19 protein-coding genes and 1 pseudogene are annotated in these 18,689 nt (G+C 65.2%); 5 read left to right on the forward strand and 15 right to left on the reverse strand.

The window, feature by feature from the left end; all coding sequences use genetic code 11:
• Positions 1-161: 161 nt before the first annotated feature.
• From C935_RS12695 to dksA, 3 genes and pseudogenes are all read right to left on the reverse strand, one after another.
• A pseudogene (locus C935_RS12695) lies at positions 162-809 on the reverse strand (DUF1826 domain-containing protein).
• Positions 806-2,056: a zinc metallochaperone GTPase ZigA gene (gene zigA / locus C935_RS0103965; protein WP_018861219.1), complete on the reverse strand. Its 1,251-nt coding sequence runs from the start codon at positions 2,054-2,056 to the stop codon at positions 806-808. The pseudogene C935_RS12695 and the gene zigA overlap by 4 nt, the downstream one beginning before the upstream one ends.
• Positions 2,057-2,119: 63 nt before the next feature.
• On the reverse strand, positions 2,120-2,521 hold the full coding sequence (dksA, locus tag C935_RS0103970) for an RNA polymerase-binding protein DksA (protein ID WP_018139451.1): 402 nt from the start codon (positions 2,519-2,521) through the stop codon (positions 2,120-2,122).
• Between the two features lie 115 nt (positions 2,522-2,636).
• Between dksA and folE2 the strand changes: the two genes are divergently transcribed.
• Entirely contained in the window at positions 2,637-3,581 is a 945-nt protein-coding gene (folE2, locus tag C935_RS0103975; protein ID WP_081616566.1) for a GTP cyclohydrolase FolE2, read from the forward strand.
• Positions 3,582-3,828: 247 nt separating this feature from the next.
• On the opposite strand, the gene C935_RS0103980 is transcribed toward folE2, so the two are convergent.
• The 10 genes from C935_RS0103980 to C935_RS0104025 all read right to left on the reverse strand — a co-directional run bounded on the left by C935_RS0103980 (position 3,829) and on the right by C935_RS0104025 (position 12,911).
• Positions 3,829-4,695: a class I SAM-dependent methyltransferase gene (locus tag C935_RS0103980; RefSeq protein ID WP_018861221.1), complete on the reverse strand. Its 867-nt coding sequence runs from the start codon at positions 4,693-4,695 to the stop codon at positions 3,829-3,831.
• A gap of 45 nt (positions 4,696-4,740) precedes the next feature.
• Positions 4,741-5,511: a metal ABC transporter permease gene (locus C935_RS0103985; RefSeq protein ID WP_018861222.1), complete on the reverse strand. Its 771-nt coding sequence runs from the start codon at positions 5,509-5,511 to the stop codon at positions 4,741-4,743.
• Positions 5,501-6,109, reverse strand: a complete 609-nt coding sequence (locus C935_RS0103990) for an AAA family ATPase (protein ID WP_018861223.1) — start codon at positions 6,107-6,109, stop codon at positions 5,501-5,503. Before C935_RS0103990 ends, C935_RS0103985 begins: the two co-directional genes overlap by 11 nt.
• An 89-nt stretch (positions 6,110-6,198) precedes the next feature.
• On the reverse strand, positions 6,199-7,125 hold the full coding sequence (locus C935_RS0103995; RefSeq protein WP_018861224.1) for a metal ABC transporter substrate-binding protein: 927 nt from the start codon (positions 7,123-7,125) through the stop codon (positions 6,199-6,201).
• Positions 7,126-7,208: 83 nt separating this feature from the next.
• Positions 7,209-8,534, reverse strand: a complete 1,326-nt coding sequence (locus tag C935_RS0104000) for a hypothetical protein (protein WP_018861225.1) — start codon at positions 8,532-8,534, stop codon at positions 7,209-7,211.
• Between the two features lie 144 nt (positions 8,535-8,678).
• On the reverse strand, positions 8,679-9,191 hold the full coding sequence (locus tag C935_RS0104005) for a DNA-deoxyinosine glycosylase (RefSeq protein WP_018861226.1): 513 nt from the start codon (positions 9,189-9,191) through the stop codon (positions 8,679-8,681).
• 10 nt (positions 9,192-9,201) lie between these two features.
• On the reverse strand, positions 9,202-9,669 hold the full coding sequence (locus C935_RS0104010) for a transcriptional repressor (RefSeq protein ID WP_018861227.1): 468 nt from the start codon (positions 9,667-9,669) through the stop codon (positions 9,202-9,204).
• Between the two features lie 95 nt (positions 9,670-9,764).
• On the reverse strand, positions 9,765-10,820 hold the full coding sequence (locus tag C935_RS0104015) for an alpha-L-glutamate ligase-like protein (protein WP_018861228.1): 1,056 nt from the start codon (positions 10,818-10,820) through the stop codon (positions 9,765-9,767).
• Position 10,821: 1 nt separating this feature from the next.
• The gene (locus tag C935_RS0104020; RefSeq protein WP_018861229.1) at positions 10,822-12,372 is read right to left on the reverse strand and encodes an inactive transglutaminase family protein; all 1,551 of its coding nucleotides are present in this window, start codon (positions 12,370-12,372) and stop codon (positions 10,822-10,824) included.
• Positions 12,369-12,911: a RimK/LysX family protein gene (locus tag C935_RS0104025; protein ID WP_051074679.1), complete on the reverse strand. Its 543-nt coding sequence runs from the start codon at positions 12,909-12,911 to the stop codon at positions 12,369-12,371. Before C935_RS0104025 ends, C935_RS0104020 begins: the two co-directional genes overlap by 4 nt.
• A 104-nt stretch (positions 12,912-13,015) precedes the next feature.
• On the opposite strand from C935_RS0104025, the gene ppsA reads away from it, so the two are divergent.
• From ppsA to C935_RS0104045, 4 genes are all read left to right on the forward strand, one after another.
• Entirely contained in the window at positions 13,016-15,376 is a 2,361-nt protein-coding gene (ppsA, locus tag C935_RS0104030; protein WP_018861231.1) for a phosphoenolpyruvate synthase, read from the forward strand.
• Between the two features lie 3 nt (positions 15,377-15,379).
• Positions 15,380-16,204, forward strand: a complete 825-nt coding sequence (locus tag C935_RS0104035) for a pyruvate, water dikinase regulatory protein (RefSeq protein ID WP_018861232.1) — start codon at positions 15,380-15,382, stop codon at positions 16,202-16,204.
• Between the two features lie 108 nt (positions 16,205-16,312).
• Positions 16,313-16,876 carry a YggT family protein gene (locus C935_RS0104040; protein ID WP_018861233.1) on the forward strand — a complete coding sequence of 188 codons (564 nt, stop codon included), beginning with the start codon at positions 16,313-16,315 and terminating at the stop codon, positions 16,874-16,876.
• A 141-nt stretch (positions 16,877-17,017) separates the two neighbouring features.
• Positions 17,018-17,470, forward strand: coding sequence for a DUF4426 domain-containing protein (locus C935_RS0104045; protein WP_018861234.1), 453 nt, complete (start codon positions 17,018-17,020; stop codon positions 17,468-17,470).
• A 30-nt stretch (positions 17,471-17,500) separates the two neighbouring features.
• On the opposite strand, the gene C935_RS0104050 is transcribed toward C935_RS0104045, so the two are convergent.
• Together C935_RS0104050 and C935_RS0104055 are read right to left on the reverse strand one after the other, a co-directional pair.
• A complete protein-coding gene (locus C935_RS0104050) occupies positions 17,501-18,163 on the reverse strand; it encodes a sulfite exporter TauE/SafE family protein (RefSeq protein ID WP_018861235.1) in 663 nt (220 codons plus the stop codon).
• A 15-nt stretch (positions 18,164-18,178) separates the two neighbouring features.
• Positions 18,179-18,652, reverse strand: coding sequence for a TerB family tellurite resistance protein (locus C935_RS0104055; RefSeq protein ID WP_018861236.1), 474 nt, complete (start codon positions 18,650-18,652; stop codon positions 18,179-18,181).
• Between the last annotated feature and the right edge of the window lie 37 nt (positions 18,653-18,689).

Genomic DNA, 18,689 nt, shown 5'->3' on the forward strand with positions numbered 1-18,689 from the left:
TTGAAGAAAGACAGTGCACGGGTCAAGTGGCTTTCCGGGTTTTTGTGAAAAATTCAGATCCGCCTCCTGGGTTGCCAAGGGAGAGATGCTGCGGCTCCTGCCGCTCGCACCCAGGAGGTTGTTTCAGTGGGGCAGGCCCCGCGCGATACCGGAGACAAGCGTTATGGATAGTCCAGACGGAGCGCGAGGCGGCGCTGTCCGGGGGGAATGGGAGGCGATCGATGCACCGCGCCGCGCCCATTTTCCGACGCGTAGCGTTTGCCCTTCATCAGGATGGCCTGTCCGGCTTCGGTGGTTAACGGGGGGCGCCCGCCTAGCACGCCCTCGTTGTCGTTCTATTGCAGTCGTTCGCGGTTCAGGTGTCGCTCGTCCGCGTACTCGGTGCCGGGCCCGACGTAGGTGCACAACATGCGAAGGACATTGTTGTCCACATGGAACAAAGGGCAGGGCTGGTGATCGAGGACTTCGAGCTGAATCCTGACGCTGACCGCGCTCGCAACGATGGCGAATGCATGGGCGAGATGTTCAATGTCCCGGCCCAGCAGATGGACCTGGAATGGGGGCTGTCCGGTGGCTTCCAGGAGCCGGAGCCGTACCTGGTCGGGACGGCAGCGGGTATCCAGCAGCATACCCGGCTCGGTGCTGGCCAGGGCTTCCGACTGAGTTGACAGGGCTGGGCCCAGAGATCGCCTCCAGATCAGGGCATTGACCTCTTCACGGTGGATGCCCAGGAGCTCCCGGGCCTGGTCGACGAAGCGGTGACGGCTGGAAGGCCCTGGGCGATTCGCGGGTTGATTCTCCGGACTCATGCGGACGAAACCTCTCGGGTCCGGGATTCTTCCGGTGATCCCTCGGATTCGTCCGAAAGGCGCCAGATCGGAAACGGGTCCTCGAAGTACTGCCATTGCTGCGGGCCCGCCGCCATTTCGTCGTCGGTGAGCAGGCAGGCATCGAGACGCTGCCGCATCGCGTCTGCGTCCATTTTTATACCGATCAGTACGATCTCCTGGCGGCGATCTCCGAAACGTTCGTCCCATACTGGCGCTATGGCCGTGTCCCACCAGTCCTCGTCAGTGGGGCGTTTCTCCCGCGGTACGGCGGCCCACCAGAAGCCGGCGGCGTGATGCGTCAACGCGCCGCCGGCCTGCGACAGTGTGCCGGCCCAGTCCGGGCGCGAGGCCAGCCAGAACCAGCCCTTGCTGCGAATCACGTCGGGCCATTCCTGGTGCAGCAGGGCGAAGAAACGGGCCGGATGGAACGGCCGATTCACCCGGTACACGATGCTGGAGATCCCGTATTCCTCGGTTTCCGGCGTGTGGCCGCCCATCATCTCCTGCGCCCAGCCAGCGGCGTGCGATGCGCGGTCGAAGTCGAAGCGACCGGTCCCCAGCAGAAATTCGAGGGGAACGTTGCCATGGGCAGCCTCGATCACATGCGCTTCGCGGTTAAGACCGCGGACCACGCCGCGAACGGTCGCGAGTTCATCGGGCGTCGCGCGGTCCACCTTGTTGACGACGATGACATCCGCAAACTCCATTTGATCCACCAGGAGGTCAACGACGGTGCGCTCGTCCTCCTCGCCCAGTGATTCACCACGATCTCCGAGATAGTCGGTGGAGGCATAGTCCTTCAGCAGGGCGCCGGCATCGACGACGGTCACCATGGTGTCGAGGCGGGCCACATCATCCAGGGACTGCCCGTTCTCGTCGCGGAAGGCGAAGGTGGCGGCAACGGGCATGGGCTCGGAAATGCCGGTGGATTCGATGACCAGGTAGTCGTATTGCCCGGATTCGGCGAGGCGGCGTACCTCCACCAGCAGGTCGTCCCGCAGCGTGCAGCAGATGCAGCCGTTGGTCATCTCGACCATACGGGCATCGGTACGCGTGACGGCATCCTGGCCGCCGCGTACCAGGGCGCTGTCGATGTTGATCTCGCTCATGTCGTTGACGATGACCGCGACGCGCAGCCCCAACTGGTTGTGCAGGATGTTGTTCAGCAGAGTGGTCTTGCCGGCGCCGAGAAAGCCGGAGAGGACGGTGACGGGAAGACGTTTCATTGCTACCTCCAGGGGAAATGCTCGGGCCGCTGGAGCGCGCCCGAGTCGAATGGGGATGCGGCCTCAGCGAACGATTACGTGCTCGGTCTTTTCCTGGCGTTCCTTGACTTCGATGCAGAGGGTCGCCGTGGGACGCGCCAGCAGGCGTGGCAGGCCGATGGGTTCACCGCTCACTTCGCAGTAGCCGTATTCGCCGGTCTGAATACGATCCAGGGCCTGGTCGATCTTTCGCAGCAGGCGTCCCTCGCGTTCCTGTACACGCATGGAGAGGAGCCGGGACTCCTCCATTGCAGCGCGGTCCAGTTCGTCCGGGGTGCGCTCGTTGTCGAGCAGCCCATCTCGGGCACCCTCGATGTCGGCCAGGATCTCGTCGCGCATTTCGAGCAGGCGCTCGCGGAAGTACGCGAGTTGGGGCTCGCTCATGTAGGCCTCGGCAGGCATGGCCAGCAGTTCGTCGCGGGTCATGGGGTTCCGTCGGTTGCGCTAGGAATGTTATACTATAACGTTTCGATTGAGCCCCGACAACACGGATCGGCCACCGTCCTGTGATGGGGTCGACCCGCCTGCAACAAGGTGTCTTATGTCCTCTACCTGTGTGTCTCCGGTCTCACCGGATACGGAAACCTCCGCGACCGATCCGCTACCGGATATTGCCGCGTCGGCTGCTACGCACGCCTCCGCACTCGACTGGGTGGGTATGGAAGACATCACCCTTCCGCTGTATCTGACCGGCCAGCCAGTGGTCGCCCGGGCCAGCGCGGGGGTGAGCCTCGACGATGCAGGTGCGCGCGGCATCCATATGTCGCGGCTCTACGGGGCCCTGCGGCAGCTGGAGTCCCGCGAGCTGGATGTTGCGCGGCTGTGTGGCGTGCTCGAGGCGTTTCTGGCTTCGCACGATGGCCTGTCCAGCGTGGCCGAGGTCCGGCTTGGCGGTGAGCTGCCGCTGGAACGGCCGGCCCTGGTCAGTGCGGCTGCGGGCTGGAAGCGTTACCCGTTCCGGATCGCTGCACGCAGCGAGTCCGGGGCGGTGTCCCTGGAACTGGAGGTTCAGGTGGGCTATTCCTCCACCTGTCCGTGCTCCGCCGCCCTGGCGCGGCAGGCGCTCCAGGAGCAGTTCGACCGTGACTTCACGCGTTCGGCGGTGGATGCGGCAACGGTGCGCGAATGGCTGGGGCGGGCCGAGGGGGTTGTCGCGACCCCCCACAGCCAGCGCAGCGAGGCGACCGTTACGGTCGCACTGGACCCGCGGGTGTCGAAGCTGCCCCTGCCCGCTCTGATCGATCGCGTGGAGCAGGCGCTGGGCACCGCTCTGCAGACTGCGGTAAAGCGTGTGGACGAGAAGGCCTTCGCGCTCGCCAATGGCCGCAATCTGATGTTCTGCGAGGATGCAGTCCGGCGGCTCGATGACGCCCTTGATGTGGATCACTCTACCCTGGGTTATCGCATCCACGTTCGCCATCGCGAGAGTCTGCATGCGCATGACGCGGTCGCCCGTGTTGAACGAAGGGCGACTGGCCATCGCTGAAGACGTCGGCCCGTTGCGTACTGGCACACCTGGCGGTAGTGACAATGCATAAAAAAGCCGCCGGATTGCTCATCCGGCGGCAACGCTTACGGAGGTTGGAGAGACCAAAGGCAGAAAGCCGCCTTTCGTCCTGGCGACACACAGCTGTCCGGGCCGCGTATCTAAATGAGAATCATACGCAAATGTGTATTGGTGTCAATATGCTCGGGCAGTAATGCGGAGTGCCGTTCGGTAAACCGGTGTCGGCTTAGGACTGCGCCGGGTTCGGTAGGGTCTGATGAGGTTGCAGCGGGCCGTGCAGGCTGCGATGCCGGTCGGCCATCGGTTCGGCCACGATCAGGTAGTCTGCGCCGTGTTTCAGCCCCTCCTGGCTGCGGGCCAAAGGCAGGGCGCGTTCACGCAGGGCCTCGATCTGGTGGTGCATGGCCTTGGCCAGACCCTCGTCGCTGAAATGCGGCAGTTGCCGCAGGCACAGGTCGAGCTGGCCGTTGACGAACCGTTCGCGATAGTGGATGGGAAAATAGCGGACATCCAGAACCCGGAATCCCGCGATTCCAAGCTGACGCATGACCCAGGATGATGGATATTCGCGATAGGGGCGATTGCCGGCAATCAGCAGGCAGGCGTCACGCAGGCGTCCGATTTCCCTCACGAGCGCGCCGGCTTCATCTTTCGGTTCCACCAGCACGTAGGGTTCGACACCCACCAGATACAGTCGGTCGCCCACGTGGGGCCGTAACCGGTGCAGGGCGCGGTCCTGCCAGTAGGGCGCGAAACCTTCGATGGCCCCGATAAAGTAGTCCAGCAGCACCGTGTCAAAGCGTTCACCGAACAGAAGCTGATCCGACATCCAGTTGCCGACCAGGATGCGGTCCTGCCGGCGCCGCGCCGCGCCCGCCGCCTTGCGGGTTGTTCGCGCCATCTCCTGGGAGGCCGTTACCGCCGTCCAGCGCTCGGTGTCCAGGCGGCTGATCCACTCGATGGACTTGCGACCCGTCCCGGCATCAAGAAAGCTGCCCCAGGGCTGGTCGCCCTGCGCCTTCTCGATGGCCTGGAAAATCGGCGAAGTGCCGTTCGAACTCGTAGATGACGAGAGGTCGTTATTGGATGTCATGGCATCAGTCGCTGCTTGCAGTGGGGTGGAGCGCTTTAGGTTGGGTCAGCGCAGCATGGCGGCGAGGCGGGCGCCGAGCGCGAGCATGACGTTGACCAGGACCAGCACCGGTGCGAAGGGCTGATCCAGCGGCAGGCTGATGGTCCAGGCGACAAGGAAACCGAACAGGGCGATGCCCTGCGTCCAGAGCACCAGCCCGGTGAAGTTGCGTGCGAGCCAGGCCGCACCCCAGGCCGGCAGTAACAGGGTGGCCAGGGCAGCAGGAAGCCCCAGGACCATGCTCCCCAGCACGATAGCGGCGACCAGCCAGGCGATTTCGCCGAGATGCTGCCAGACAGCCGGCCTGCTGGCCGCCGACACATCCGGGGCGATCTGCGCATGCAGCCATACGCGGAGGAGCACCGGGACCATCAGGACGGTCAGCAGGCTAAGACCGATCGCCGCCCAGAGCTCATTGGGGCCGGCAAAGTAGAGCTGGCCTTCGGCCCAGGCAGCGGCCGCCAGGCTGGCCTGAGCAAAGTTGGCGGCCAGCAGCGTGACCGCCGCCAGGCCGGCGAGGAAAACGGCCAGGGGCAGGCGCTCCCGATCCCGGCTGCGCTGCAGCAGCACCATGATCCCGCCACCCAGCAGCAGCGCCACGGGCAGCACCGGCCAGTGCAGGACCGAGGCGAGAACCCCGCCCACCGCCGCCCATTGCCCCAGGGCCAGCGCCTGCCAGACGGAGCCGCGCAGGAAAAGGCCAGCCCCGGCGAGCGCCAGCACCATGGTGACCAGCACGCCGGCAATGAAGGGTGTCAGCAGCAGGTCACCCGGCATCCAGGTACTCCGCCAGTGGATGGTTCTCCAGGCCGAGCGCCTGCAGGAATTCATCGTCGTGGCTGGTGATCAGCAGGGTCGTCTCGGCTGGAACCGCCTTGATCAGTTCCACCGCGTCGGCACGGACCTCGGCATCCAGATGGTTGGCGGGTTCATCCAGCAGGATTAACCGCTGCGCCGACGGGTATTCTTCTCGGCTGGTCAGCACGGCGGCCAGACGCAGAAGTTGCCACTGACCGCCGCTCAGGCGGTCCAGCCGCCGATTCAGCAGGGCCCGAACGCCTTCATGTTCGGGTACGCGGGCCCCCATCGCGCGAAGCCAGTCGTCTCCAGACAGGGGCCAGGGCTGCGGGCGGGCGTGGTCCTGTGCCAGCAGGCTGGGGTGCGTACGAGGGGCGAGTTCAAAACGCCCGCCGTGAACGCGGGCCTGTCCGGTAATGGCTTTCAGCAGCAGCGACTTGCCCACCCCGTTGGGTCCGGTCAGGGCCCAGCGGGCACCTGCTGGGATCTCCAGGGACAAAGGCCCGATCACCGGACGGTCGAACCCCAGGAGGGCCGACTGGGTATGCAGGATGGGCGGGACTGGCTCGGGTGGCATGCAGGTTCGCGCGAATGGGGCGGTGGCCAATGATAACGGACCCGAAAAGCGCCTTTCCGGGTCCGTCGTGACAGCGACTTCTGCTTTCTTCAGCGCTGGGGCAGGGCCTGCGCCCAGGTGCTCATCAGCTCGAGGTAGCCGTCGAGGCCGGAGTCCGCCGGTGGATCCAGCGGTACGGCGTGCGTCGGCCAGCCCAGGTTCCGTTCCAGGAATTCGGCGCCGCGCGGTGGCTGGAACTCGGCGTACAGGACAGTGCCCTCGGTGCCTTCGAGATCATCCACGAGACTGCGCAGATGACGCGCGGTGGGCGGGATCCCAGGCGCTGGCTCCAAATAGCCCACGATCTCGACTGGCAACCACTCTTCCAGATAGTCGAGGTCCTCGTGGTAGACCACGATGCGCTGGTCTGGCTCCACACGCTCGGCCAGCTTCTCGGCGTGTTCACGCAGGCGTTCGGCGGCTGCCTCTGCGCGCTGCATGAAGGCTTCGGCGTGATTCGGGTGCAGCTCGCTCATGCGTTCGGCCAGCGCGAGCCCGATATCGGCCATGCGCAGGGGGTCGGCATTGAAATGCGGATTGCCCTCCTCGTGCACGTGGCCCATGTTCGGCCCGTCCATGGTGATGGAACGGCGCAGTTCGACCTTGTCGGCTGCGCGGAAGTGGCCCGGCTGCCCCGAGTTGATTGCGCGGTTGTTGGCGCCGCGCTGGGCGGCGGGCAGCCAGCCTTCCTCGAGGCCGGCCCCGATCTCCAGCAGCATGTCGGCCCGGCGCAGGGCGGCCATGAAGCTGGGGCGGGCGTCCAGGTAATGTGCATCGCGGTCCGGCGGCGCGAGCACACGGACGTCGGCCTCGTCACCACCGATCTCGCGGGCCAGGGCTCCTAGGCTGGAGGTGGTGGCCACGATGTTCAGTCCGGCGGCCGCGTGCGCGGGTAGCAGGATGAGGGCAAGTGCCGCCACCGAGGCAACGGCGGCGAGGGTCCGGGTGATCCGGGTGCGAGTCTTGCTAAAAGGCATGCGGGACTCCTGGTGATATCGGGGTACGGATAGGGCCGGCAGGGTGTTGAAGGTCCTGCCAGCCCTGAACAAGGCAAGGGTGATCAGAAGCGGTGGGCGCCGTGCGCGCCGAGCGCCACGTTCAGCTGCAGCATGAACTCCAGCCCGCGGTCGCGATCACCGTCCTCGTCGACGAAGTCGTTCTGCGACAGCTGCGCGCGCAGGAATACCGGCTCCACGGGGCGGAAGGTCACCTGGGCGGAGTGGCGGTAGCTCGTGCCGAACGAGGGTTCCGCAAAGTTGCGCTCGCTGCCTTCGTTCGTGGGCAGGCCGCGGTTGGTCAGGCCCAGGGCCTCGGAACGCAGGCCGGCCTCCCAGCGTGGTGCGAAGCCGTACACCCCCTGGATATAGAGACCATCCTGGCGCGCCTTGCCCCTACCCTGGGCGTTGCCGGCGATGGTGGTCTGGTCTTCGCGACGCTGGTAGTCGACGTCGATCTCGCGATAGAAGTACTCGCCCTGCAGCCGCCAGTCGCCGTGGCCGTAGGCGCGGCCCGAGCTGTACTTGTAGACGGCGTCCAGCCCTGCGAACCAGGCATCGCCATCCCATTCCTCCAGGCCCGAACCGTGTTCGGTCTCTTCCTGCCAGGTGCGGGCATAGCCACCGGAGATGCCGAACTGCATGGCATGATCCGGCCCCAGGTCGGGCCCGAACTTGGCGAAGGCAGTGATCAGACGCGGACCCGACACACTGGAGAACGAGGAGCGAATCTCGTCGCCGTCGTTGGTGGTATGCGAGCCGCCCGAGCCCTGATAGGGGATGAAGCTGTTGTCGCCCTGGAGGAGCTCCACCCCGAGTTTGGTGTAGGTCTCGGTCGGGGCGAGCCAGGTCGCCTGGACGCCCGTTTCCTGCAGGCCGTGGTCGCCAAACAGGTATTCGTTGACCAGCGGGCGGTCGACGAAATCCCAGTCGTGGCCGTGGCGGCTGTTGATGTAGCCGATGTCGGAGAAGAACTTGCCGGCCTTGATCTGGAAGCCGCCGGGCAGGGCCCGGGTGGTCAGGTAGGCCTCTTCGACGTCGAGGTGGTCCTCGTCGAACCCGAGCATCAGGAACCCGTCGAACAGGTCGCCGAGATTGGCCTCGAAGGCCAGTTCGTTGTGTCCGAGGTTGAAGCCATCGTCGAAGCCGCCGTGGTCATGGCCATCGCCGTGTCCATGGTCATGGCCGTCATCGAAGCCGGCCGGTTCGCTGATCCCGTGCGACATCTCGTTGTAGTAGATCCCTTCCAGGATCAGCGAGATGTCCAGCCCCCAGTTGCGTTCTCCCGCGCGGGTCTCCCACTGTTGGGCGGTGGCGCTGGCCGGCATGGCGAGCGCGAGGGCGGTCAGTCCGCCCAGGGCCGGGCGGAACAGGTTCGTGTGATTCGGCATGACGAGCTCCCGGAAACGAGCAGGCGCGCCGGGATTATTGGCACGCCTGAATTGTTATATCGTTACGTTCTGGTGAGAATGTTATGAGATAACATTTTACCGCGCAACCCCGTCACAGCTGCCCTGCGGCGCCAGGCAGGTCTACTAGGGTTTCTCAGGGATCCCGGCGCGTGCCAGCGCTTCGGCCCATGCCTCGAGCTTGGCCTCGAAGCTCCAGCGGGCGTTGGCCGGGCTGGTCGAGGGCAGGCGCAGGGCCTCGACGCCGAGTGCCCGGGTCTCGTGCAGGCGGCGAGCGCTCTCCGCGCCGTTGTGCAGGACGAGGCGCAGTTCCGGCGCTTCCCGGGTCAGCCGAGTGAGGTCATTGGGTGCGGCGGCACGGATGGCGCTGTCCAGGCTGCCCTCGCGCTGGCAGGTGCCGTAGACATCCCAGAGGCCGATGCGGTGTTCGAGCAGGCGGCGGATGCGCTCTGGGTATTCAAGATCGGGGAAGGGTTCGCCAAGGATGGCGGCCATGATCGGCCAGAACTGGTTGCGCGGGTTCGCGTAGTACGCCTGGGCCTGGAGGGAGGCCACCCCGGGGAAGCTGCCCAGCACGACGGCGCGGGTGTGGGCGTTCAGGACCGGTGGAAAGGCCTGAAGGTGAGCGGGCTCGGCCATCCCGGATCGGTCAGGCGTTGCGACAGTCCGCGCAGTGCCCGTGCAGCTCGACCATGCGCGAGTCGATGGCAAAGCCCTGGGCGGTGGCTTCGGCCTCGAGCGCCTGCGTGGCCGGGTCCGGTGTGTGGAATTCGGTGATCTGGCCACAGCCGTCGCAGATCATAAGAGCCGATTCATGGCGCTCGCCCGGGTGGGAGCAGGCCACGAAGCCGTTGAGGCTCTCGATGCGGTGGATCAGTCCCTGCTCCAGCAGGAAGGCCAGTGTCCGGTAGACCGTCGGCGGCTTGATGCTGTGGTCGTCCGAGGACAGGGCATGGATCAGGTCGTAGGCCTTGATCACGCCGTCGGTGCGCAGGATTTGTTCGAGGATGCGGCGGCGCTGCTCGGTCAACCGTGCCCCGCGCATGGCGCATACGCGCTCGGCATCCGCCAGGGCCTGTTCGATATCTGCCGGGCTGTGGGAGTGTGCGGTGGTCATGGGCCCTAGGATAGCGAAAAGTGGGGCGGGCCTCCCGGGGGTGCGACAAACTCGGGCCTGAGTCCGGGGAGCGGGAGCTTCCGGTCAGTGTTTCCCTAGCGCGCCTCCGTGACGGTCTGTCTGGTGCCTTCCGGGGGCAATTCCTCCGGGACGGCTTGCGGTGGGGACGCTTCCGTCGCCTCGGGGCGGGCGAAGACCTCGGCTGCCCAGTGGGCGCGCTGCTCGGGTGCCTCGGTGCCTTCGCGTCCGACCAGGTGGGCGTCGACGGCGAGCAGTCGGCTCTCGAGCCCCTCCCCATTGGCAATCTGGATAGCGAGCCCCGGGCGGGCATTGAGTTCGAGGATCAAGGGTCCGCGGTCCTGATCAATCACCACGTCGACACCCAGATACCCCAGCCTGCTGAGCTCGTAACATCCCGCCGCCAGTTGCATCAGGTCATCCCAGCCGGGGATTTTCAGACCCACGATGGTGTGCTCGGTGTCCGGGTGTTCCCAGACAGGGCGGTTGTACTGCACCCCGCCAATGGTTCTTCCGGATCCCAGATCGACGCCGGTGCCGACGGCACCTTGATGCAGGTTGGCCTTGCCGTCGGAATCCTGGGTGGGCATACGCATCATGGCCATGACCGGGTAGCCCCGGTAGACGACTGTCCGGATGTCGGGCACACCACGGTAGGTGACCTGATCGAAGGCGGACGAAAAGCGGACCCTCTGCTCGATCATCGCCATGTCCGGGCGGCCGCCCAGACTGTACATCCCGGACAGAATGTTGGAGCAGTGGTCATGCAGTTCGCTCAACTCTATCGTGCGCCCACTGGCGCGCTTCAGCCGATCTCCGCGCCATCCGTTGATCACCAGGATGCCGTCACCAGCAGCCCCATGCGCCGGTTTGATCACGAACCCGTCCGGGTAGGCGCGGAGCATCCGGTCGAGCTTGCGAATCTCGTGATGCGAGCGGACGACGCCGTAGAGCTCGGGTACTGACAACCCGGCCTCCAGGGCGAGGCGCTTGGTTTCGAGCTTGTCGTCCACGCGGGGATAGAAACGTCGCGGATTGTACTGGGCAATAAAGCGGGCATTGCGCGCGTTCATCCCGACGATGCCCTGCTCGCGTAGGGTCCGGGGCAGCACGAACCGCGGCAGCCAGCCCATGCTAGCGATTCTCCGTTCGGTTCGATGACTGCATGGCGTCCTGTATGCGGCCGAAGCGGAACAGCTCGCTCAGTCGGTAGCCCGTATAGCGCCCGAGCAGCAGGGTTATCGCCAGCAGTACCAGGAGCAGTTCGGGGAAGACGAACAGCAGGTGTTCCAGGTGGTAATTGGCCATCAGGCCATACGCGGCCGCCGCGACGACCAGGCTGCCGATACCCTGGGTAATCGCATCCGAGGGTCCGTGTTCCTCCCAGACTACCGACATGCGCTCGATGGTCATGGCGAGGATGACCATCGGGAACAGCGACAGTGCCAGCGCGCGTTCGAATCCGAGTTGGTGCGAAAGGATGCTGATCCCGAGCATCAGCATGATGACCACGCTGACGACGGCAGCCAGCCGGGGTACGAGCAGTAATCGCAGGTGTTCGAGATAGAAGCGTACGGCCAGGCCGAGCGACACAATCAGCGTAAACAGGATGATCCCGGCCAGCAGCTGTGTCTCGCGAAACGACAGCGCGATCAGTACCGGCATGAAGGTACCGAAAGTCTGGATCCCGATTACGTTGCGCAGGAACACGATAATCATGGCTCCCAGGGGCACCATGAGCAGCACGCGATAGGTGTTCTGGGTTCCCAGGGGAAGGTTCAGGGTGGAGAACTCCATGAACTGAGCGTTGACAGTCTCGCCGAATCGCTGCGCGGTGGTCAGGGCGTCCTGCACGCCTCGCGAGACGGCAAAGCGGACCTCTGCGTCGCGTCCGTTGGAGACCTCCAGCAGTGGTGTGGATCCATGGGCCCAGACGACTACGTCGTTGGGATATTCGATCTCGCCCGTTAGCGGGTGGATGGGAACCCATCGCCGTGTGTTGTGAACCTCGATCCAGGTTTCCGGGCGTATGTCTCGGCGGCCGTCGCGCAGATGCAGGGTCGTCACAATGCGCGCGGGGATTCGGGCAGTGGCCAGGAGCTCAATCAGGGTCTCACTGCGTCTCGCGCGATCGCCGTTGTCATCGGCGAATACCGCAGCATTCGACGCGGGCGCGGCGTGGGCGAGATCGTTCACCAGCACCGAGGCGAAGGTCTGGATATCGGACGAGCGACTGCGGACGTCCTCGATCAGTGCGTCCGCCGCGGAGCGGTAGGGCTCGGTCCATTCGGGGGATGCAACGGGGCCGGGGTAGTCGGCATCGGAACGGTCATCGCCGTCGCGGTAGAGGGTGGCGCGGTAGTACAGCACCTGCTCCCCGCTCGGCTGGCGTGTTGTCCATTGCGCGATTCGGTCATCCTGGCCACGCAGCGTGTTCAGGCCGTAGCCGCGCGAGACGAAGTTCTCGTCCAGGATGGCGAAATTGGGCAAGCGGTCCGGGATGCGCAGTTGCACATTGGCGGCACCGCCCGTGGGCTGATACCGGACCCGGGCCTCAACCTGCCAGGTCTCGGCCGATGCCCCGGGCATGACGGGCATGTCCAGCGCGATGACCTTGTAGGCGAAGATCCCGAGTCCGATCGTGCTCAACAGCACGATCAGAATCGGGAGATGAAAGCGTTTCACGAATCCTCGTCTCCGCAATCGGGCCGATGTGTATGTTCGGCCCCAGAGTCGACCAGAATATGTCCGGCGAGGTGGGTGCGGCCAATGAGGGCCTGATACGTGAGGTTAGTGCGGTCAATGAGGGTCGTGTCGCCCTTGATGCGCTGATCACCGATGCAGAACTCCATCGAGATCACCGGACGCTCCTGGCTTTCGCCACTGTGCTGGCGGATTCGGACGTTGCGTTCGATCGGGCGCTCGAGGGTGATGTAGGCATCTTCGTCATCCGGGTCGACGACGTCGAAACGGATCCACTCGTCGCCGTCGCGTTCGAACTTTTCCTTGTTGAGTGCGTTCAACGACGACGAAGTCGCGCCGGTGTCCAGGCGTGCCTCCAGCACAATGCCCTCGGCCGGGATCTTGACGTCTTCGACCGTGCCCAGAATGGCCAGCGAAGAGGGGTCGTCCTTGGCGTGAGCGGGGGCCAGGGCAAGGGTCAAGCCGAGCAGCGCTCCCCCGAGGGCGGTTTTCGTTAAGCTGGATGAAAGGGTTTGACGCATGGACACGTGGCCTCCTCAGGTATGGGGTCAAAAATAGATTCAGTCTATCCCAGTGGCGTCACTAACCCGTGTTAGACAGTTCACAAACCTTTTCTGGAGGCGCAATGCGCTGGGTAGTCGATCTCGACGATCTGAGTATGGACGATGTGGCCAAAGTGGGGGGCAAGAACGCCTCCCTGGGCGAGCTTTTGCGTGAGTTGGGGCGGGCGGGTGTGCGCGTGCCCGGCGGGTTCGCGACCACGGCCGACGCCTTCCGCGCGCATCTGGAGCACGAGAACCTCGCTGCCCGGATCAAGGAGCGCCTGGCCGATCTCGACATCAACGACATCGAGGCCCTGCGTGAGGCGGGGCGCGAGGTGCGTGGGTGGATCGAGGCGGCGCCACTGCCGGACGAACTGGAACAAGAGGTGCGCGAGCACTACGAAAAGCTGGGCGATGACGTGCCCGTCGCCGTGCGCTCGTCGGCCACGGCCGAGGACTTGCCCGAGGCCTCGTTTGCCGGGCAGCAGGAGACGTTTCTGAACGTGCGCGGTATCGATGCGCTGCTCGCCCGACTGCGCGAGTGCTTTGCCAGCCTCTACAACGACCGTGCGATTGCCTACCGCGTGCACAACAACTTCGCCCACGACGAGGTCGCCCTCAGCGCCGGGGTGCAGCGCATGGTGCGTTCCGATGTCGGCGCGAGCGGGGTGATCTTTACCCTCGATACCGAGAGCGGGTTCCGTGACGCGGTGTTTATCACCGGGGCCTGGGGGCTGGGCGAGACGGTCGTGCAGGGTGCGGTCAATCCGGACGAGTATCAGGTCTACAAGCCGGCCCTCGCGGCCGGCAAGCGGGCGATCATCGGCCGCACCCTCGGCACCAAGGCCATTCGCATGGTCCTGGACGAGGGCGGCACACGCACCGAAGACACACCGCGGGACCTGCGCGAGCGCTTCTGCCTCAGCGATGCCGATGCCGAGCAGCTGGGCCGCTTCGCGGTCGCGATCGAACAGCACTACGGCCGGCCCATGGATATCGAGTGGGCCCAGGACGGCGAGACCGGCGAGCTGTTCATCGTCCAGGCTCGCCCGGAGACGGTGGAGAGCCGCGTCGAGCTCGGTGCGGGAGAGCGCTACGAGCTGGCCCCGCACAGCGAGACGCCGCTGGTCACTGGAAGGGCGATCGGTTCGAAGGTCGGCGCCGGTGTCGTGCGCGTGCTGGATTCGCCGGATTCCATGCACACCATGGAGGAGGGCGACATCCTCGTGGCGGATATGACCGACCCGGACTGGGAACCGGTGATGAAGCGTGCCGCCGCGATCGTGACCAACCGCGGCGGGCGCACCTGCCACGCGGCGATCATCGCCCGCGAAATGGGGATCCCGGCGGTGGTCGGCTGCGCCGATGCGACCGAGGCGCTGTCCGATGGCATGGAGGCCACCGTCTCCTGTGCCGAGGGTGACGATGGCCATGTCTACGCCGGTCGGCTCGACTACTCGGTCAAGAAGACCGATGTCGGCGAGCTGCCGGAGCTGCCCGTTAAGCTGATGCTGAACGTCGCCAACCCGGGGCGTGCCTATGCCTTCTCGCAGCTGCCGCATGCCGGGATCGGGCTCGCGCGGCTGGAATTCATCATCAACGGCACCATCGGCGTCCATCCGCTGGCACTGCTGGACTATGCCGAGGACCCGGAGCGGCTGGATGCCGATGTGCAGGAGCGTATCGCCGAGCGCCTGCGCGGGTTCGACGACGGCCCGCGCGAGTACTTCGTGCGCAAGCTCTCCGAGGGCATCGCCACACTGGCGGCGGCCTTCGCCCCGGAGCCGGTGATCGTGCGCCTGTCGGACTTCAAGTCCAACGAATATGCCCATCTGATCGGGGGTTCGGGCTACGAGCCGGAGGAGGAGAACCCGATGCTCGGGTTCCGCGGCGCCTCGCGCTACCGCTCCGACACCTTCCGCCCCGCCTTTGCGATGGAGTGCGAGGCCCTGCGCCGCGTACGCGAAGAGATGGGGCTCGAGAACGTGCAGATCATGGTCCCGTTCGTGCGTACGCTGACCGAGGCCGAGGACGTGATTCGCGTGCTCGGCGAGGAGGGGCTGCGCCGGGGCGAGAATGGTCTGAAGGTCGTGATGATGTGCGAGATCCCGTCGAACGCCCTGTTGGCGGCGCGCTTCCTGGAGCACTTCGACGGCTTCTCGATCGGCTCCAACGACCTGACGCAGCTCACCCTGGGGGTCGATCGTGACTCCGGCCTGGTGGCGGATTCCTTCGACGAGCGCGACGATGCGGTAAAGGCGTTGCTGACCATGGCAATCCGCGCTGCGAAGGATGTCGACAAGTACGTCGGGATCTGCGGACAGGCCCCGTCCGACTACCCCGAGATGGCCGCGTGGCTGATGGACGAAGGCATCGATTCCTTGTCGTTGAACCCGGATGCGCTACTCTCCACCTGGGAGCAACTGGCGAAGGTGAGGGAATAGCTCATGGCGGATCCGAGCTGCCCGCAGGTATATCTGATCTCCGACGGGACCGGGATCACCGCGGAGACGCTGGCGCGCTCGCTGTTCACGCAGTTCCCGGACCTGGCCCCGGCCTGGCACCGGCTGCCTTTTGTGCAGACCCCGGGCCGGCTGTCCAGCGTGTTTGCGCGTGTCGAGGCCGGGCCGCAGCCGGCGGTGGTGGTGGCCACTCTGGCCAACGCCGACCTGCGCCAGGATCTGCGCCACAGCCCGGTTCCGGTTATCGACGTGTTCGGTGAGCAAGTCAGTCGACTGGAGGAGATTCTTGGCGTCCCGGCCCAATCGGTATCCGGACGCGCTCATGGCATGGGGGATGTGACGCGCTACGACCGACGCATCGAGGCCCTGAACTACACGTTGTCGCACGACGATGGCCTGTCCACCCAGGATTTGTCCGTGGCCGATGTGGTGCTGCTGGGCGCTTCGCGCTCGGGCAAGACGCCCACCAGTCTCTATCTGGCGATGAACTACGGTCTGTTCGCGGCGAACTATCCGCTGGTGCCCGAGGATCTGGGTCAGGACGACACGCCGCACATGCCGCGTAGCCTGCGCGGTCTTGGCCAGCGCATGGTCGGCCTGACCATTACCCCCCAGCGCCTGTCCCAGATCCGCGAGGGCCGCCGGCCAGGGAGTCAGTACGCAAGCCTCAACCAGTGTCGGGCGGAATGCACCGCGATTCAGGAGTTTCTCGAAACCTGGAGCATCCCTCACCTTGATGTCACCGAGTTGTCCATCGAGGAGATCGCGACCCAGGTGCGCGATACCCTGGACCGGGTTCAGGGTAACTGAGCGAGTCCCCGGAAGAACGCTGGATTCAGTCAGCGCCTCCCTTGGCATCCCGTCAGGCATGCCGGAGAATGTCGCGGACTTTCCGTCGAACTGCAGCAAGGAGCCCGCATGAACGCCGCCGGACCCGGACAAGAGATCGCCATCTTCCTGATCAGCGTCGTCTTCGGGATCTACATCATCCTGTTGATCCTGCGCACGATCTTCGGGCTGGTGCGGGCGGAATACCACAACCCGATCTCGCAGACGATCGTGATGCTGACCGACCCGCCGCTGCGCATCCTGCGACGGGTGATCCCCTCGGTCGGTCGGGTCGATCTGGCGGCGATCGTGCTGATTGTCGTGCTCAAGTGCGTCGAATTGTGGTTGCGTGCGGCGATCCTCGGGGCAGATGTGGGGCTTGGCGTGATCTTCTACGTCGCCATCCGCGAGGTCCTGACCACCGTGATCTGGGTGTTCATCATCGCCCTGATTGTCGAAGTCGTGATGAGCTGGATTCAGGCTGGCGGCGGTGGTGGGGGGCACAACCCCATCCTGCGACTGGTCGGCGATGTCAATCGACCCATTCTCGGGCCCCTTCGCCGGACCCTGCCGCGGGCCGGCGCGATTGATTTTTCCCCGATGGTCGCCCTGGTCGGGTTGTACATCTTGCTGATTCTCGTGCGCTCTTTTTGATCGAGATCATCCAGACCCGGAAACCCTCCTGTTTTGCCGGTTTCATCCGCACGAAAAGGCGCTAGACTCGAAGACAGGGTGTGGTGCCATCCGCCTTGGTGGTGGCCCCCCCTTATACCCTCAACGGCAGAGGAGTCAGCCATGGTAAAAGTGCATCGGGTCATCACCGGCTTCATCGTCGCCCTGGCGGCGGTTGTTCTCGGCAGCTCGATGGCGTCCGCCAACGAGGCGGAGTTTGATAACTACGTGGTCTACTACAACGTCATCAATACCACCTTCCTCTCCCCCGAGGTCGCTCAGGCTTACGATGTGCGCCGCAGCGCCAACCGCGCAATGGTCAACGTGACCGTGATGGAGCGCACCGATGACGGGCTGAAGGCCGTATCCGCGAATCTTAGCGGTACTGCGACCAACATGAACGACCAGATGCGCAATCTGCGCTTTCGGGAGATTCAGGATGGCGATGCCATCTATCAGCTTTCCGAGGTGACCGTTCGCCGCGGCGAGACCCTTGAGTTCGCGCTTGAGGTAACGCCGGAAGGCAGCGAGCGGGCCCTGCCCATCAGCTTCAGCCGTGAGTTCTTCGCCGACTGAACCATTGGTACCCCCGCCGGGAGGCGGGGGTTACATTACCAGCCGCAGTAGCATCCAGCCGCCGTAGAGCAGGATCGCGGTTCCCGCCAGGGCGCGAACCCAGCGCTGCTGAACAAACGCAGCCATGCGCGCCGCGAAGACTCCCATTAGCAGCAGGTTTGGCAGCGTACCCAGCGCGAAGGCCGCCATCAGCAGCGCACCTTCGGTGGCTCCGCCGGCGCTGAGCGACCAGGCCAGCACGCTGTAGACCAGCCCGCAGGGCAGCCAGCCCCACAGCCCGCCAACCAGAAGCGCCTGGCCGGCATGCCGCACCGGTAGCAATCGCCTTCCCAGCGGCTCGATACGACGCCACACCACGCCGCCGGCCTGTTCCAGGCGTGCGAGGACCGGCCACCAGCCGCCGATGTACAGCCCCAGCAGGATCAGGAAGGCTGCGGCAAACCCCTGCAGGATCGCCTGCCCGGCCGGCAGCCCCCCCAGCAGGATGGCACCCAGCCAGCCGGCGAGGGCCCCGGCGATCACATAGCTGCCCATGCGCCCGAGGTTGTAGGCCAGGAGCAGGTCAAACCCCGGACCCCGGCGGCCATGCCCGAGCGAGATCGCGCCCACGATGCCGCCGCACATCCCGAGGCAGTGAACGCCTCCCAGGATGCCCACCGCAAGGGCGGCAAGCAGTGTGCCCGGGTCACCCATCAGTTCCTCTTCCTGTCAGTCCGGGTCGGCGGCATCACCCAGGACCTCGTGCTTGGTGCGGATGAACGTCGAGTGCGGGACATACAGGAGATCGGCCAGGTGCCGGATCACGGCCTCCTGACGCTTGTGCAGGTCTTGATTGGCCCACGCGGCGCGCCACAGCGCGCGCATGATGTCAGCCTTCTGGCCGGCGTCGAAGGCCGCGTTGACCTCGCGCACCATCGGGTGGATCGACACGAGTTCGTCGCTCTTCTCGCGGGCGATCTCGAGCAGGCCGTCAGCGGTGTCCGCATCCAGTTCGAACAGCTCGATCAGGCTGGCGCGCACGGAGTCGAGTTCAACCTCGTGCAGTTCGAAATCGGCGCGGCAGACCTCCATGATCAGCGCGGCCGCCGCGCGCTCCAGGCGGTGTTCGTTGTCGCCGGATTCGTCGTCGCTCAGATCCGTGCGCATCAGGCGCTGCCAGTGGCGGCGCAGTTCGTCGATCATCGGGGCTCCTTTCTGCAGGCGGGTGCTTTGCGTATGG

The organism is Thioalkalivibrio sp. ALJ3 (assembly GCF_000377205.1).
Taxonomy (GTDB): Bacteria; Pseudomonadota; Gammaproteobacteria; order Ectothiorhodospirales; family Ectothiorhodospiraceae; genus Thioalkalivibrio.

Excerpts from the sequence above, each read along its gene's own strand:
- zigA (WP_018861219.1), bottom strand. The coding sequence starts at position 2,056 with ATGAAACGTCTTCCCGTCACCGTCCTCTCCGGCTTTCTCGGCGCCGGC.
- dksA (WP_018139451.1), bottom strand. The coding sequence starts at position 2,521 with ATGACCCGCGACGAACTGCTGGCCATGCCTGCCGAGGCCTACATGAGC.
- folE2 (WP_081616566.1), top strand. The coding sequence starts at position 2,637 with ATGTCCTCTACCTGTGTGTCTCCGGTCTCACCGGATACGGAAACCTCC.
- C935_RS0103980 (WP_018861221.1), bottom strand. The coding sequence starts at position 4,695 with ATGACATCCAATAACGACCTCTCGTCATCTACGAGTTCGAACGGCACT.
- C935_RS0103985 (WP_018861222.1), bottom strand. The coding sequence starts at position 5,511 with ATGCCGGGTGACCTGCTGCTGACACCCTTCATTGCCGGCGTGCTGGTC.
- C935_RS0103990 (WP_018861223.1), bottom strand. The coding sequence starts at position 6,109 with ATGCCACCCGAGCCAGTCCCGCCCATCCTGCATACCCAGTCGGCCCTC.
- C935_RS0103995 (WP_018861224.1), bottom strand. The coding sequence starts at position 7,125 with ATGCCTTTTAGCAAGACTCGCACCCGGATCACCCGGACCCTCGCCGCC.
- C935_RS0104000 (WP_018861225.1), bottom strand. The coding sequence starts at position 8,534 with ATGCCGAATCACACGAACCTGTTCCGCCCGGCCCTGGGCGGACTGACC.
- C935_RS0104005 (WP_018861226.1), bottom strand. The coding sequence starts at position 9,191 with ATGGCCGAGCCCGCTCACCTTCAGGCCTTTCCACCGGTCCTGAACGCC.
- C935_RS0104010 (WP_018861227.1), bottom strand. The coding sequence starts at position 9,669 with ATGACCACCGCACACTCCCACAGCCCGGCAGATATCGAACAGGCCCTG.
- C935_RS0104015 (WP_018861228.1), bottom strand. The coding sequence starts at position 10,820 with ATGGGCTGGCTGCCGCGGTTCGTGCTGCCCCGGACCCTACGCGAGCAG.
- C935_RS0104025 (WP_051074679.1), bottom strand. The coding sequence starts at position 12,911 with ATGCGTCAAACCCTTTCATCCAGCTTAACGAAAACCGCCCTCGGGGGA.
- ppsA (WP_018861231.1), top strand. The coding sequence starts at position 13,016 with ATGCGCTGGGTAGTCGATCTCGACGATCTGAGTATGGACGATGTGGCC.
- C935_RS0104035 (WP_018861232.1), top strand. The coding sequence starts at position 15,380 with ATGGCGGATCCGAGCTGCCCGCAGGTATATCTGATCTCCGACGGGACC.
- C935_RS0104040 (WP_018861233.1), top strand. The coding sequence starts at position 16,313 with ATGAACGCCGCCGGACCCGGACAAGAGATCGCCATCTTCCTGATCAGC.
- C935_RS0104045 (WP_018861234.1), top strand. The coding sequence starts at position 17,018 with ATGGTAAAAGTGCATCGGGTCATCACCGGCTTCATCGTCGCCCTGGCG.
- C935_RS0104050 (WP_018861235.1), bottom strand. The coding sequence starts at position 18,163 with ATGGGTGACCCGGGCACACTGCTTGCCGCCCTTGCGGTGGGCATCCTG.
- C935_RS0104055 (WP_018861236.1), bottom strand. The coding sequence starts at position 18,652 with ATGATCGACGAACTGCGCCGCCACTGGCAGCGCCTGATGCGCACGGAT.